Source organism: Oscillatoria sp. HE19RPO (assembly GCF_024220515.1).
Lineage (GTDB): Bacteria > Cyanobacteriota > Cyanobacteriia > Cyanobacteriales > Laspinemataceae > Laspinema.
In genome coordinates this window covers 1-13,624 of sequence record NZ_JAMXOT010000243.1, presented here as the reverse complement: position 1 = coordinate 13,624, position 13,624 = coordinate 1, and the positions used below count along the sequence as shown (strand labels likewise).

Annotated in this window: 9 protein-coding genes and 1 CRISPR repeat array; of the genes, 6 read left to right on the top strand and 3 right to left on the bottom strand. The window is 47.2% G+C overall.

The window, feature by feature from the left end; genetic code table 11:
* Positions 1 to 419: 419 nt before the first annotated feature.
* Positions 420 to 1,757: an MFS transporter gene (locus tag NG833_RS21100; protein WP_254567243.1), complete on the top strand. Its 1,338-nt coding sequence runs from the start codon at positions 420 to 422 to the stop codon at positions 1,755 to 1,757.
* 177 nt (positions 1,758 to 1,934) lie between these two features.
* Here NG833_RS21100 and NG833_RS21095 read toward each other — a convergent pair whose 3' ends face one another.
* From NG833_RS21095 to NG833_RS21085, 3 genes are all read right to left on the bottom strand, one after another.
* Positions 1,935 to 2,864, bottom strand: a complete 930-nt coding sequence (locus NG833_RS21095; protein ID WP_254567242.1) for a glycine betaine ABC transporter substrate-binding protein — start codon at positions 2,862 to 2,864, stop codon at positions 1,935 to 1,937.
* Positions 2,861 to 3,493: an ABC transporter permease gene (locus NG833_RS21090; protein WP_254567241.1), complete on the bottom strand. Its 633-nt coding sequence runs from the start codon at positions 3,491 to 3,493 to the stop codon at positions 2,861 to 2,863. The genes NG833_RS21095 and NG833_RS21090 overlap by 4 nt, the downstream gene beginning before the upstream one ends.
* Positions 3,494 to 3,717: 224 nt before the next feature.
* Positions 3,718 to 4,500 carry an ATP-binding cassette domain-containing protein gene (locus NG833_RS21085; RefSeq protein WP_254567240.1) on the bottom strand — a complete coding sequence of 261 codons (783 nt, stop codon included), beginning with the start codon at positions 4,498 to 4,500 and terminating at the stop codon, positions 3,718 to 3,720.
* 268 nt (positions 4,501 to 4,768) lie between these two features.
* On the opposite strand from NG833_RS21085, the gene NG833_RS21080 reads away from it, so the two are divergent.
* The 5 genes from NG833_RS21080 to NG833_RS21060 all read left to right on the top strand — a co-directional run bounded on the left by NG833_RS21080 (position 4,769) and on the right by NG833_RS21060 (position 11,127).
* The gene (locus NG833_RS21080) at positions 4,769 to 4,927 is read left to right on the top strand and encodes a hypothetical protein (protein ID WP_254567239.1); all 159 of its coding nucleotides are present in this window, start codon (positions 4,769 to 4,771) and stop codon (positions 4,925 to 4,927) included.
* Between the two features lie 63 nt (positions 4,928 to 4,990).
* Positions 4,991 to 5,368: a response regulator gene (locus NG833_RS21075; protein WP_015148449.1), complete on the top strand. Its 378-nt coding sequence runs from the start codon at positions 4,991 to 4,993 to the stop codon at positions 5,366 to 5,368.
* Between the two features lie 34 nt (positions 5,369 to 5,402).
* Complete coding sequence (locus tag NG833_RS21070) at positions 5,403 to 5,600, top strand: hypothetical protein (protein ID WP_254567238.1); 198 nt, start codon at positions 5,403 to 5,405, stop codon at positions 5,598 to 5,600.
* A gap of 412 nt (positions 5,601 to 6,012) precedes the next feature.
* Complete coding sequence (locus tag NG833_RS21065; protein WP_254567237.1) at positions 6,013 to 9,558, top strand: PAS domain S-box protein; 3,546 nt, start codon at positions 6,013 to 6,015, stop codon at positions 9,556 to 9,558.
* Positions 9,559 to 10,062: 504 nt separating this feature from the next.
* Positions 10,063 to 11,127: an adenylate/guanylate cyclase domain-containing protein gene (locus NG833_RS21060; protein ID WP_254567236.1), complete on the top strand. Its 1,065-nt coding sequence runs from the start codon at positions 10,063 to 10,065 to the stop codon at positions 11,125 to 11,127.
* Positions 11,128 to 11,557: 430 nt separating this feature from the next.
* Positions 11,558 to 13,481: a CRISPR direct-repeat array (repeat unit 34 nt; unit sequence CTTTGCACTTCTTTGGAAGTGGAATTAATGGAAA).
* Between the last annotated feature and the right edge of the window lie 143 nt (positions 13,482 to 13,624).

Here is a 13,624-nt window from a genome sequence, read left to right as displayed (position 1 = left end):
CGCAATGCTTGCGCCCTCCGGAGGGCGCAAGCATTGCGCCCCTACAAGAAATAACGATTTTTCGTCATTAATACCACCTTGACAGGGCTAGTTTTTATAGACTCATCCAACCCGCTACGGCGGGTTTTTTTGTGGCAGTCATCTCGATCGCAATTGCCGGAAAAATGAAGGAGGCGATCGGCCCGGATGGAACCCAAATAAGATTGCAGGTATTAATAATAAACAAAAGATTAAACAGGCGGCTCCCCATGCTCCGTATTTTTGCGTAGACTTTACACAATGGCACTTTGAGCCAAATAGCTGCGTCAGATGAGAGTGGGTAAGCAGCGTCAACTCATATCAATTTTACTTTTATTTTGCAAGTCTTCAGAAGTGCTGTTGGCTCTTTTTTTTGTGACCCTACAACCCATACTGACCCGATGAATCTTTCCTTGATCAACCCCTTCCGGTTATCGCACCTCACGGTACCGCTTTGGTTTTTTGGCTTTGTCCCCTATAAATTAGGCGAAGCGTTATTCATCACTCTACTGCCGTTATTTATCGTTCAAACCGTCAATGGCACTGTAACCGATGTGGGACGAGTCCATTCCCTGACTTCCCTTGCCGGTGTCATTGCCTTTATTGTCTGGGGCAACCTGTCCGATCGCCTCAAACTGCGCCGTCCCTTCCTCATCCTGGGATTTTGTGGGTTTGCCCTCTGTACCGCCCTCACGGCGATCGCCCAGGGAATCGAGCAAGTCATGATATTCTCTACCCTAGGGGCATTTCTGATGGCCGCCATTACCCCAGTTGCCTCCGCCCTAGTCATTGATGGCAACCCCGAAGAACGCTGGGCCAGTGCTTTTGGACGATTTTATCAGATTTCCGGCTGGAGTTTTGTCGGGGGCGTCCTGTTGGGGGCCAGTTGGTTAGCCTTCATTCCCCTCCATTGGACGAGTCTGGGACTGCGATCGCTGTTACTCTTAGCCAGTTGTGCCGCAACAGTCAGCTTGATTCTCTGCTGGAAATGGGTAAAAGAACCGCGCAAAAGTTCAGAACAGCGCCAGTATCAGCCCGATTTACAGGACTTGCTTTCTGTAGCAGTGATTGAAAGACGGGCGATGTTTTATTCCTCGCGAATGCTGTATTTTATCCTGCATCCGTCCTGGCCGGTTAAGCTAATTCATAACCTCTCCCGTCCCCTGCTGCTTTACTATGCTTGTGCAGCAGTCTTTTTCTTTGCAGTAAATGTCGTCTTTGTCCCCTTTCCGATTTTTCTCACCACCCATTTAGGGGCAACCAATACCCAAGTTTTACTAATCAGCATGGGTAAAGCGGCGATCGAGGCGTTCTTTTATCTGCCAATGGCCCGTTTTATCCAAAAACGCAAAGGGGTTCAGCTACAAGCTTGGGCAACTGCCATCCGAGTTGCGGTTTTCCTGATTTTCTCCCTCGTGGCGGTGATGCCTGTCCATCCCCTGAGTTTACCCATTGTTGGCATCGCGCACCTCTTAACTGGCTTAACTTGGGCCGCCATTAGTATTTCTAGCACCACCATCGTTGCCAAGCTTGCCCCCAAAGGTCAGGAGGCGATCGCAATGGGTTCCTATAATTCCTTGATAGGCATTGCCACAATTGTCGGCAGTTTGGTAGGCGGAATGATGGCTGTTTCTTATGGATATAGTGCTTGTTTTCTTACAGGTGCAATCTTGATGGGTGTAACTGCAACTCGCTTATTTTGGATCGGGAAAATGCCGAATATGATTTTCCAGAAATAGGGAAACCGGATTAACTAAGGGAACTCCAAAAAATAAAATACCCAAAAACCCACACCCTCAAGGGTGGAGGCTCACAGGACGAAGCGGTGCCTGCGCGGGCTAAGAAAGTCTTTTTAGTTCCTTAAGCATCGCATTTGGATGATTTATTTCTTGCAATACCCTAAGTATTCCCCCAGTCTATTCTGATTCATTCCCGGATTCCGGTGACTGTTTAGAAGCCAAAAACTCCCGCACTACTTCATCATAGCGGCGAAATTCCCCATCAACTTGATAGTTCATTTGTTGCATTTCGGCTTCAGAAATTAATCCCGCTAGTTGGAGAATTGCCACTTCTAACTCGGGATGTTTTTCCAAGGTTTCAGTCCGAACAATGGGAACCGCTTGATAAGGGGGAAAATAATTTTTATCATCTTCTAGCACAACTAATTCCAATCTGTCAATCAATCCATTGGTAGAATCTCCGGCAATTAAATCGACTTTTTTATAAACTAATGCCCGATACATTAATCCTAAATCCATGATTTCGGGAGGACGAGCAAAGGTTAACTGATAGGTGGCAGCCAAGCCGGGAAAGCCATCTTTTCGACTCATGAATTCATAGCCAAATCCTGCCCGCCATTGGGGGGTATGTTCCGCCGCATCGGAGATGGTTTTTAAGTTTAAATTCCGTGCATCTTCTCCTCGAACCATGATGGCAAAGGTATTATTAAAGCCTAGGGGAGGCATGACGGTTAAGTTAAATTGGTCTTGATAGGCTTGTTTGACCTGTTGGTAAACCGCTTCCGCGTCGGAGATGGGGGGATTTTTTAAAATTGCTGTAAATGCTGTGCCGGTATATTCAACATAAGCATCAATTTGGCCGGTTCGGAGACCATCATGGCAGAGGAATGTGCCGCCTAAATTTAACTGGCGATCGACGGTTAAATTGGTTTGGGATTCTATCTGTTGGGCGAGGAGTTCTCCGAGGATATTTTGCTCTGTGTAATTTTTGGAGCAAATTACAATATCGGCCCTTCCCCTAGGGCGGGAGTTGTCAGTTTGGCAACTGGTAACTCCTCCTAAAGTAACTGTGCAAACTGCTAAAAATAAAAAGTGTTTGACGTTCATTTTTTGACCGTTAATTGATGTTCAAGCCAGCCGATCGCCCCATCGGCAATTAAGGCGATCGCCGCTGCCGGAACTGCCCCGGCTAAAATCAGTTGATTGTTCACCATCGAAATGCCTTGAAAAATCAACGCCCCCAATCCACCGGCCCCGATCGCAGCAGCAATCGTCGCCATTCCCACAGAAATAGCCGTCGAGACTCGCACCCCCGCCAAAATCACCCCCATTGCTAAGGGAATCTCCACTTGGGATAGCAATTGCCAATCGGTCATCCCCATGCCCCTTCCCGCCTCACGAATAGCCGAGTCTACCCCAACAATGCCGGTGTAGGTATTGCGAATAATCGGTAATAAGGCATATAAAGTCAGGGCAAAGATGGCGGGAGTTGCCCCAATTCCGCCAATGATGGGTACGGAAATTAAAAAGCCAAAAAGGGCTAAACTGGGGACCGTTTGCAGGATATTGGCAATTCCGAGAATGGGCGAGGATAGTTGGGGTTTTCGGGTGATCAGAATGCCGAGGGGAATCCCGACGGTGGTGGCAATGGTAATGGCGATCGCTACTAAAAATAAATGTTCGCCACTCCGGCGCCAAATTTCTTCACTATATCGAATCAGAAAAAACTCATCCATTATTCAGGCTGATAGAGTTGACAAGGGTGGATTGACAGCGCAATGGGTGAGAAACCGGGTTTCTGCCCCAGATTTATGACTCCCTCACCAAGATTTTGTCAAGAAACCCGGTTTCTGGTCCTCTAAAATAGCGCAATGGGTGAGAAACCGGGTTTCTGCCCCAGATTTGTGATGCCATCCCAGAGATTTTGTCAAGAAACCCGGTTTCTTGTCCCCGGGAACGCCTAAAACTCAGCAGTTCCATCGAAGGAAGGAGTGGGGAGGCAGCGGATAAAGGCTTGAGCTTCGGGATGTTCCGATTGCAAAAATTCTGTGGGACTGCCTAACATGACCATTTTGCCATCCTGCATCAAGCCGATGCGGGTTGCCAAGCGCAGGGCTTCATGGATGTCATGGGTTACAAATATTACGGTTTTGCCGAGTTGCTGTTGCAGGTGTTTAAATTCCCGTTGGAGTTCCAGACGGGTAATGGGGTCCAAGGCCCCAAAGGGTTCATCCATGAGCAAGACGGGGGGATCGGCTGCTAATGCACGGGCGACGCCGATGCGCTGACGTTGACCCCCGGAGAGTTGGTGAGGATAGCGGTTGAGGAAATGTTGGGGTTCTAAACCGACGAGTTCGAGGAGTTCGGTGACGCGGTTCTGGATGCGATCGCGGTCCCATCCCTGAAGTGCCGGGACGAGCCCTACATTTTTAGCCACGGTGAAATGAGGAAATAAACCAATGTCCTGGATGACATAACCCATGCGTCGCCGCAACTGAATCGGGTCCCATTGAGTGGTAGGTTTGCCCTCGACGAGGACCTCGCCCTGGGTGGGAATTTTGAGCGCATCCATCAGGGCGATCGTGGTGCTTTTGCCGCTGCCACTGCGTCCGATCAGGACTAAGGCTTCACCACGGTTGACTTTAAAATTCAAATTGGAGACTAAATTGCGGTGATTCACCCGAAAGGTGACATCCCAAAATTCTACAACTGAATCGCTAACAGGGGGGGTGGGTAAGGACATAGATCGATAGATCTTGGGATCCAGGGGTGGGGTGGGGGAGAATGGGGATCCGGACAACTTCGCGGGTTCTGGAGGTGTGCCTCGGATCGAACGGTTGAGTTAGTTCAATTCTATGGCTTGTGGAAGAGTGGCGATCGAGTAAAGTAAATTAAGAGAGGCATTGGAGGAGGAGCGGATCGTTGTGACTGCAAAACAAGCTTGGGCAATATTGTTGCAGAGGGATATAGGTTTGTAAGTTTATAGAAAATGGCTCCTAGACGGGAGATCTATGCCCCAATTAGGGGGACGATCGCCGGGGGGAGAACAGAACAACACGCTCCATGCCAAACCGGGCATTCAGATTGACCCCGCTCAGATTTTAAGCCATTCGCGCCAAAAAGCAACCTTGGCGTTGAAACTGGGCAATCATATCGATGCGCGGAAATGAGCGTTATGCTACAAAGCCTTAAGGAAGGCATACAGTAAGGGGAGCAAAGGGAACCCGAAAGCAATGCATAAGATCCTGTTGGTAGAAGATAATGAGATGAATCGGGATATGCTATTGCGTCGTCTGAAGCGTCGTGGCTATGAGGTCATCGTAGCCGTCGATGGCGGACAAGGCGTCACAATGGCTCATGCCGAAACACCTGACTTGATTTTGATGGATATGAGTTTGCCGGTATTGGATGGGTGGGAAGCAACCAGGCGAATTAAAGCGGCACCGGATACTCAGTGGATCCCGATTATTGCATTAACTGCTCATGCCATGTCTGGCGATCGCGAGAAATGTTTGGCGGCAGGATGCGATGATTATGACACCAAACCCGTGGAGTTTCCTCGGTTATTGGAAAAAATTCAGTTACATATTTCCAAGCAACCGACGGTTTAGGATGCTGTTGGCACTCCGATGTTGAATGAGGAGAATGGATGAGAAAAATTTTAGGGGTGCGATCGCCACGGGGTCAATTTCTTCACGCTTTTTCAGTAATGAATGGGATTTCTATCAGTCCACAGAAATTTTGAGTGATATTTTTAAAGATTCTGAGTTCTCCAGACGCAAACTGGGGATTTTTAATGGAGGGGGATTCTGGGTGAATCTTAAAATCAGGAGATTTGAATAAAAGGGCAGCCGCCTTCATCCGTACAACCTCGATTTTTCCCGATGATTCATTCATCCCCCTTTGCCAGTCTGGGTTATTTCCTGATTTTTGGGTTGCTCTCAACCTGAATCTTAGTAAATATCCGTGATTCGTGAAATAAGGCGAGAACAAAGGAGAGAAAAAAGGTGAATCAATGATGCAAAGTACCTGCCGGTTTGGGCAGAAATTTTTGCGATCATAAATGGCAATTTCACTGCCGCCGATTGTCTGAAATTGAGGTCAGCGCTTCACTTCCTTGAGATCGTCTAGTATCGGGACTCAAAAATAGCGGTTAGGAAAGCAGTGGATCATATCCCGTTGATGACAAGAGAGGAACTCTAAACAGGACAGTTCAAGTCAAACCCACCCTCTTCGCCAAAGAGATCTCATCAAGATGCCTATTAATTTATCAGCCCCAAATTTGAAGCCCAATCCAGATGTGAACTCCACCCCCCAACATCACCGGGGGGGGCTGATTCAAGCTTATACCCTGGGGGGAATCCTCTTGGGTGGCACGATCGCAGTCACTGCATGGATTCTGGATATTGGGCTTCGAGAGGTGGACTGGTCTTTTGGGGCGATCGCCCAAGTCCATACCACCAATCCACTCCACTGGATCCTAGACCTCAACCCCCTCTTCTTCGGCTGGATGGGGTGGACTTGGGGACAATTAAAAATCGCCCAGAAAACCACCGATCCCGCGTCTTTGCGCCATAGTCCCGTCCCCAGGGACAGCTTTGGCGTCCCCTCCCCGGGAACTCCCAGCACAGACCAACTGGCATTTTACCTGAATCATCTCCCAGTCGCCGTGATTGAATTGAACCTCAACGGTGAAATTCAAACCTGGAATTCCACAGCGGAAACCCTATTTGGCTATCATGCCACCGAAGCGATCGCCACCCCTTTACTCACGGCAATCATCCCCGAAAATGCCCGTCCTGATTTCCAAAACCAGTGGAATCAATTCTTAACCCACCCCTGTAAACAGCGTTGGCGGTTAGAAAATCGCACCCAAGACGGCCAAATCCTAACTTGTGAATGGAATATCCTTCCCCTACTCAATCCGTCCAGTGAACTCATCGGAGTCGCTGCCTTGGTTTGCGAAATTACTCAGCAGGTGCAAATCGAAACCGCTTTACGCGACAGCGAAGCCCGATTGCGCCGACTCTCCGAAGCCACCTTTGAAGGCATCATCATTCATATCCAAGGCAAAATCATCGATGTCAATCAAGCCCTCGTGAAAATGAGTGGCTATTCCGAAGAAGAGTTGATTGGCAAAAATGCCTTTGATTTTTTAACTCCGAACTCTCAAAAAGTTGCTTTAAAAATGCTGATTTTAAGAGATGAAACTCCTTGTGAAGTAGAGCTTTTGAAAAAAAATGGGACGATTTTTGCCGTAGAAATTCAGGGAAAAGAAATTTTAAATGATGTGGGAGGAGTCCGAGTGGCAGCGGTGCGAGACATTAGCGATCGCAAGCGGTCCCAAGAGCTGGAAAAATTGCTGATTGCCACCGTGACTGAAAACCAACGAACCCTAGCTACCCTGATGAGCAACCTCCCAGGCATGGTTTATCGCTCTAAAAATGACCGCAACTGGACAATGGAATTTGTCAGTTATGGATGTATGGATTTAACGGGATATACTCCCGAAGAACTCATCGATAATCGCCAGATTTCTTTTTCCCAAATCATCCATCCTGACGATCGAGACAAACTCTGGGCAAAGGTCCAATCCAGTTTACAAAACCAACAGCCCTTTGAATGCGCTTACCGCATCATCACTCGCACCGGAGAAACCAAATGGATTTCGGAACAAGGACGGGGGATTTTCTCCGTCACTGGAGAATTATTTGCCTTAGAAGGTTACCTAACCGATATTACCGAACGCACCAAATCCTTAGAAGCCTTGCGCCAAAGTGAAGCCCGCTATCGGACTATTTCTGAACTGGCTTCGGATTTTGTCTATTCCATGACCCTCAATGATAACGGTGAACCGATCGCCGAATGGGTCACTGAATCCTTTAAACGAATCACCGGCTATACCCGCGAGGAAATCAATCAAAAAGGCGGCTGGCATCAGGTAATTCATCCCGAGGATTTGCCTAAATTTCGGCAATTCGAGCGAGAAATGCTCGTGGAAAATGGGGCGGTCTTAGAATACCGAATTTTTACCAAATCCGGTGAGATTTGTTGGTTGCGCGATTCCGCCCGAACCGTTGAAAACCCCGGAGAAGAACTGAAGAAGAAAGTGCTGGGTTCGGTGCAGGACATTAGCGCTCACAAGCGCTCAGAATTCCAAATGTTACACGCTATGTCCTTATTGAGCAAAAGCGAAGCCAAAAATCGCGCCTTGCTTAATGCCATGCCGGATTTAATGTTTCGCTTCGATCGCAAACAAACGATTCTGGACTTCAAACCTGTAAAAGGCATTGATTTTGGAAACTTAACCGGCCAATTTTTAGGTAAAAAATTAAGTGAATTATTATCCCAAGAAGTTGTGGCGCATTGTATGGATGCGTTGGAAAAAACTTTATCAAGTCATGAAATTGAAATTTTTGAATATGACTTAATAATTAACGAAGAGGTCTTTAGTTATGAAAGCCGGGTGGTGGCCAGTGGAGAACAGGAAGCCTTGGCGATCGTCCGAGATATTACTGCCCGCAAGCGGTCCGAAACGGAAAAACTGCAATTAATCGCCTCTCTCCAAGAAAGTGAAGAAAAATATCGGTCCGTGGTGAATACGGTTCAAGAAGTCATTTTTCAAACCGACCCCAATGGATGCTGGACCTTCCTCAACCCGGCTTGGACCGAAATCTCCGGATACAGTATCGAAGAAAGTCTCGGGACGCCGTTTTTAAACTATATTCATCCCGACAATCACCCGGAGACTCAACAAAAATTCCAAAAATTAGTTCAGCGGCAGACTGACTTTTGCCGCCATGAGGTCTGTTATCTGACCAAGAGCGGCGATCGCCGCTGGATGGATGTTTATGCGAGGCTAAGACTCTCTCCCGATGGCACAATTATTGGCCTTTCCGGGACCCTCAATGATATCACCGATCGCAAGAAAGTCTCCCAGCAATTACAAGAAGCCAAAGCCTCCGCAGAAGCTGCCAACCGCGCTAAAAGTGCCTTTCTGGCCAACATGAGCCACGAACTGCGAACCCCCCTCAATGCCATTATCGGCTACAGCGAAATTCTCCTCGAAGAATCCGAAGATTTAGGGTCTGAAGAATTTATCCCAGATTTGCAAAAAATCCAAGTTGCCGGGAGACACTTACTCGCTCTGATTAACGATATTTTAGACATTTCCAAAATCGAAGCGGGTAAGATGGAACTCTATTTAGAAACCTTCGAGATCCAGACTCTCCTTGATAATGTCATCGCCACCGCTAAACCCTTGATTCAAAAAAATAACAATACATTAGAATCAATCTGTCCACCTGATATCGGAACCTTATATGCAGACTTGACAAAAATCCGCCAAGTGTTATTAAACCTCTTGAGTAATGCCGCTAAATTCACCACCCACGGCACCATTACCTTTGAAGTTTCTCGGGACCTCTGCTGGATTCCCCAGACCCCCCCAAATTCTTCCCTAGGGGAGTCTGGGGACCCGAGCGGGACAGATTCTACCCCGGCAACTCCGGCTTCCCCGGTCAACGATGACCCTTTGGGGCCTCTGTCTCCCTGTATTATCTTTCGGGTGACGGATACCGGGATTGGCATGAGTCCCGAACAAATGAATCAAATTTTTAACGCCTTTACCCAAGCGGACCCTTCTACGACGCGCAAGTATGGCGGCACAGGTTTAGGATTAGCCATTTCTCAGCGATTCTGCGAGATGATGGGAGGTGAAATCTCCGTTAGCAGTCAAGTGGGAGTGGGCTCCACTTTTACGGTCCGTCTGCGGACTGTCCCAGTTCAGCCTGAGCCCTAATGCTCAACCCAGGCATTTCCCCTGGGAAATTCTCTGGCTGTCGGATAGAACCTTCAAGAAATAGGTAGAATCCTAGGAAGTTTCCATCGAGAAACGGTATTTCGCCGAATCACTTGCACCACGGCGAGAGAGCAAACGCCATCAGGGGTTGATTTGCTCCTTTAATTTCTCAGTAAACCCAGCTATGCGGACACTAATGCCATGATGCGATCGCCCAAAACTCCTCTGATACTCCCTTCGGTTCTCCTCTGTCTGAACCCCCCTACACCCGCTCGGGTGCGGCGACACAGACAAAGCCTATGACAAAGGCTACCCTCAAACCCGAACTTTGACCCCCGGATTTGGTATCAATACGTTCTATCTCCTGCCGGATCTCCAGGATCCCAGGGCTAACGGAACCCCCATCGTCTCTTAGAGGCGATCGCCAGTTCCTCATGGGTTAACCCCATTAAACCCCTGCCCGATTGCTATTTCGAGCCTGCTAGATTTTAAAGAGTCGATGCCATGAACCTTGACCAAGCCTCGGTGCTGGTAGTTGATGATGTTGAAGCCAACCGCGATCTCCTCTGTCGCCGCTTGAAGCGGCAAGGCTACCACGTCAAAATTGCAGAAGATGGACTGAAGGCACTCGAATTAATCCGAGCCGAGCCATTCGACCTCGTGCTGCTCGATATTATGATGCCCCATCTTAATGGCTATCAAGTCTTAGAGGAAATTAAGGCCGATCCGAGTCTGCGCCATATCCCGGTCATTATGATTTCCGCTGTGGATGATATTGATAGTGTAGTCAAATGCATTGAATTGGGCGCAGAAGACTATCTCTCTAAACCGTTTAATCCGGTTTTATTAAAAGCTCGGATTAGTGCCTCTTTGGAGAAAAAACGCCTACGCGACCAAGAACAAGCGGTTTTACAAAAGTTACAAGATGAACAGGCTAAATCGGAACTACTGTTGCTGAATATTTTACCCAAACCGATTGCGGAACGGCTCAAGGCCGGGGAACGAACGATCGCCGATAATTTTTCGGATGTGACGGTTCTGTTTGCTGATATTGTCGGCTTTTCCCAGCTTTCTTCTCATTTATCTCCCCCGGAATTGGTGGAGTTTCTTAACCATATTTTCTCGCTGTTTGATGAGTTGGCGGATAAATATGGGTTGGAAAAAATTAAAACCATTGGCGATGCCTATATGGTGGTCGGGGGATTGCCCATGCCTAGGCCGGACCATGCTCAGGCGATCGCGCAAATGGCCCTCGATATGCTCGACGCTACAACCCAGTTAAGAACGAATCATGGCGAAACTATTGCCATGCGGATTGGCATCAGTACCGGCCCGGTGGAAGCTGGCGTCATTGGCACTAAAAAGTTTAGTTATGACTTATGGGGGGATACGGTTAATACCGCTTCAAGAATGGAATCTCACGGCATTCCCGGACGGATTCAAGTCACAAGTTCTACTTATGAATGTCTAGCTAATGATTTTTTATTTGAAAACCGGGGTCTGATTCCCGTCAAAGGCAAAGGAGAAATGTTAACCTATCTATTGATGGGTAAAAAACCTATTGTTTAATGTAATTTTGTCATTTGTCATTTGTCGTTCGTCATTTGTTGTTTGTTGTTGTTTAATACTGCTTTAAGAGCAGGAGTCACCAATCCGTCCCTGGGGTAATGCTTGTATCTGATAGATTGAGGACAACCGGGGATCCGTTGGTTGCTGAAGACCCCAAAACTTTCATCCCCGGCGATCGGTCCCTCTAAACCCGTAAAAATTAAGTTTACTTATTATAAAACAATAAATGATAAGCATCTGAGGGGGGTAGGCAACTCCTGAAACCCTCATTCTCTCGTTACCCCCCTCAGATTACCCTGTAGGACAGGGTTTCCAGTGACCAGTTTTCCCAAATTCCAGCCCAAATCATGCAACTGTCGCTACAAAACCTTGACCCCCTCAGATCCACAGGTGTATAATCAGCTCAGGGTAAGCCTCTCAGCAGGCAAGCCTTTGCACTTCTTTGGAAGTGGAATTAATGGAAAAAGGGATTGTAGTCCGTAATTAGTTGAAAGAAACCCGCACCCTTTGCACTTCTTTGGAAGTGGAATTAATGGAAAACCCGAATGTCCCATAAAGGACATCGTTGCCTAAATCCTTTGCACTTCTTTGGAAGTGGAATTAATGGAAAACAAATACTGCGGGGGCGCAAGCTAAAATGCCTCCACTGCTTTGCACTTCTTTGGAAGTGGAATTAATGGAAAAAGCCAGACTTGACTAGTTCTGATGTGTCCATAACGGCTTTGCACTTCTTTGGAAGTGGAATTAATGGAAAACTAGCTTCTTCTTCAGTATTGTAGTACTGAACCTCCCTTTGCACTTCTTTGGAAGTGGAATTAATGGAAAACACAGAAGGAAAGAGAATATTGACCCTCCTCAATTGCTTTGCACTTCTTTGGAAGTGGAATTAATGGAAAACTCCCAGCGACAGAGACTAGGATCCGTGACGATTTCTGCTTTGCACTTCTTTGGAAGTGGAATTAATGGAAAACTGCTCAGTTGTTGTTGCGTTTTGCAACTCTTGGACTATTTCTTTGCACTTCTTTGGAAGTGGAATTAATGGAAAACTGCGGTTTTCGTCTCTTTTTCCAGAGCCTCCGCACTCGCTTTGCACTTCTTTGGAAGTGGAATTAATGGAAAACCCTGACCAGAAACCAGGGTGTCGTTGCCGGCATCGCTTTGCACTTCTTTGGAAGTGGAATTAATGGAAACTTGACTGCCTTCCCACAGGTAGTACAAGATGCCTTTGCAGCTTTGCACTTCTTTGGAAGTGGAATTAATGGAAACTCGTACACCACTGCCCCAAGGAGGGCAGCAAGAAACTTTGCACTTCTTTGGAAGTGGAATTAATGGAAACTCGGTAGAAGGATTAGCCAACGGGGTCACAGTAGGAGTACCCTTTGCACTTCTTTGGAAGTGGAATTAATGGAAACTGCCCAGTATGTTCGACACACTGTGGCAAAGTCAATAGCTTTGCACTTCTTTGGAAGTGGAATTAATGGAAACTTGACTGTGCCGGTGATATCACTGGCAGGACGACCTACTTTGCACTTCTTTGGAAGTGGAATTAATGGAAACCAGGATTCATACCCGTGTTTTTGTCAACGGGTCCATTCTTTGCACTTCTTTGGAAGTGGAATTAATGGAAACCGTGAAACGAAAAGTTTCGCCCGTTTCGTATTGGAACTTTGCACTTCTTTGGAAGTGGAATTAATGGAAACCATTTGAGCGGGGGCAATGTTTACACCTGCTTCGCTTCTTTGCACTTCTTTGGAAGTGGAATTAATGGAAACGGATTGTATTTGTGTGTTCCTTCGTTACACACTAATTTTTTCTTTGCACTTCTTTGGAAGTGGAATTAATGGAAACGTTATTCTTCTTCCACACAGATTGTCTCTGTGCGGCAGTCTTTGCACTTCTTTGGAAGTGGAATTAATGGAAACCCTCCCAGGGACTATTCAGTCCGATGTCTTCTATGAAAACTTTGCACTTCTTTGGAAGTGGAATTAATGGAAACAGGGGTGCCGGTGAGGTCGGACATCCTTTGTGAGACCCTTTGCACTTCTTTGGAAGTGGAATTAATGGAAACCTCCATTTCCACCGTAGAGGATATCCCCTTGACGCTTTGCACTTCTTTGGAAGTGGAATTAATGGAAACTCGGGCAGGCCAGCCCGGTTGGACTGGCTCTCCCCACCTTTGCACTTCTTTGGAAGTGGAATTAATGGAAACGTTGATTCATAACGAATCCAGCAGCCTCTTGGGAAGAGGCTTTGCACTTCTTTGGAAGTGGAATTAATGGAAACTGCCTGTTGCCCCAGTTGCCATTGCTTCGAATTCAATCTTTGCACTTCTTTGGAAGTGGAATTAATGGAAACACGGGTGCGATTCGTTCGCTGGCTAATACATAACCAGCGGGGAAAACTAACCGGAACTAACCGGAAAAGTTAAATCCTAACTGACTCTTGGATGCAAGTGAAAGTCTTGCCCTGTAAGAGATACAGTGACTCCCTACCTGGC

Excerpts from the sequence above, each read along its gene's own strand:
- NG833_RS21100 (WP_254567243.1), top strand. The coding sequence starts at position 420 with ATGAATCTTTCCTTGATCAACCCCTTCCGGTTATCGCACCTCACGGTA.
- NG833_RS21095 (WP_254567242.1), bottom strand. The coding sequence starts at position 2,864 with ATGAACGTCAAACACTTTTTATTTTTAGCAGTTTGCACAGTTACTTTA.
- NG833_RS21090 (WP_254567241.1), bottom strand. The coding sequence starts at position 3,493 with ATGGATGAGTTTTTTCTGATTCGATATAGTGAAGAAATTTGGCGCCGG.
- NG833_RS21085 (WP_254567240.1), bottom strand. The coding sequence starts at position 4,500 with ATGTCCTTACCCACCCCCCCTGTTAGCGATTCAGTTGTAGAATTTTGG.
- NG833_RS21080 (WP_254567239.1), top strand. The coding sequence starts at position 4,769 with ATGCCCCAATTAGGGGGACGATCGCCGGGGGGAGAACAGAACAACACG.
- NG833_RS21075 (WP_015148449.1), top strand. The coding sequence starts at position 4,991 with ATGCATAAGATCCTGTTGGTAGAAGATAATGAGATGAATCGGGATATG.
- NG833_RS21070 (WP_254567238.1), top strand. The coding sequence starts at position 5,403 with ATGGATGAGAAAAATTTTAGGGGTGCGATCGCCACGGGGTCAATTTCT.
- NG833_RS21065 (WP_254567237.1), top strand. The coding sequence starts at position 6,013 with ATGCCTATTAATTTATCAGCCCCAAATTTGAAGCCCAATCCAGATGTG.
- NG833_RS21060 (WP_254567236.1), top strand. The coding sequence starts at position 10,063 with ATGAACCTTGACCAAGCCTCGGTGCTGGTAGTTGATGATGTTGAAGCC.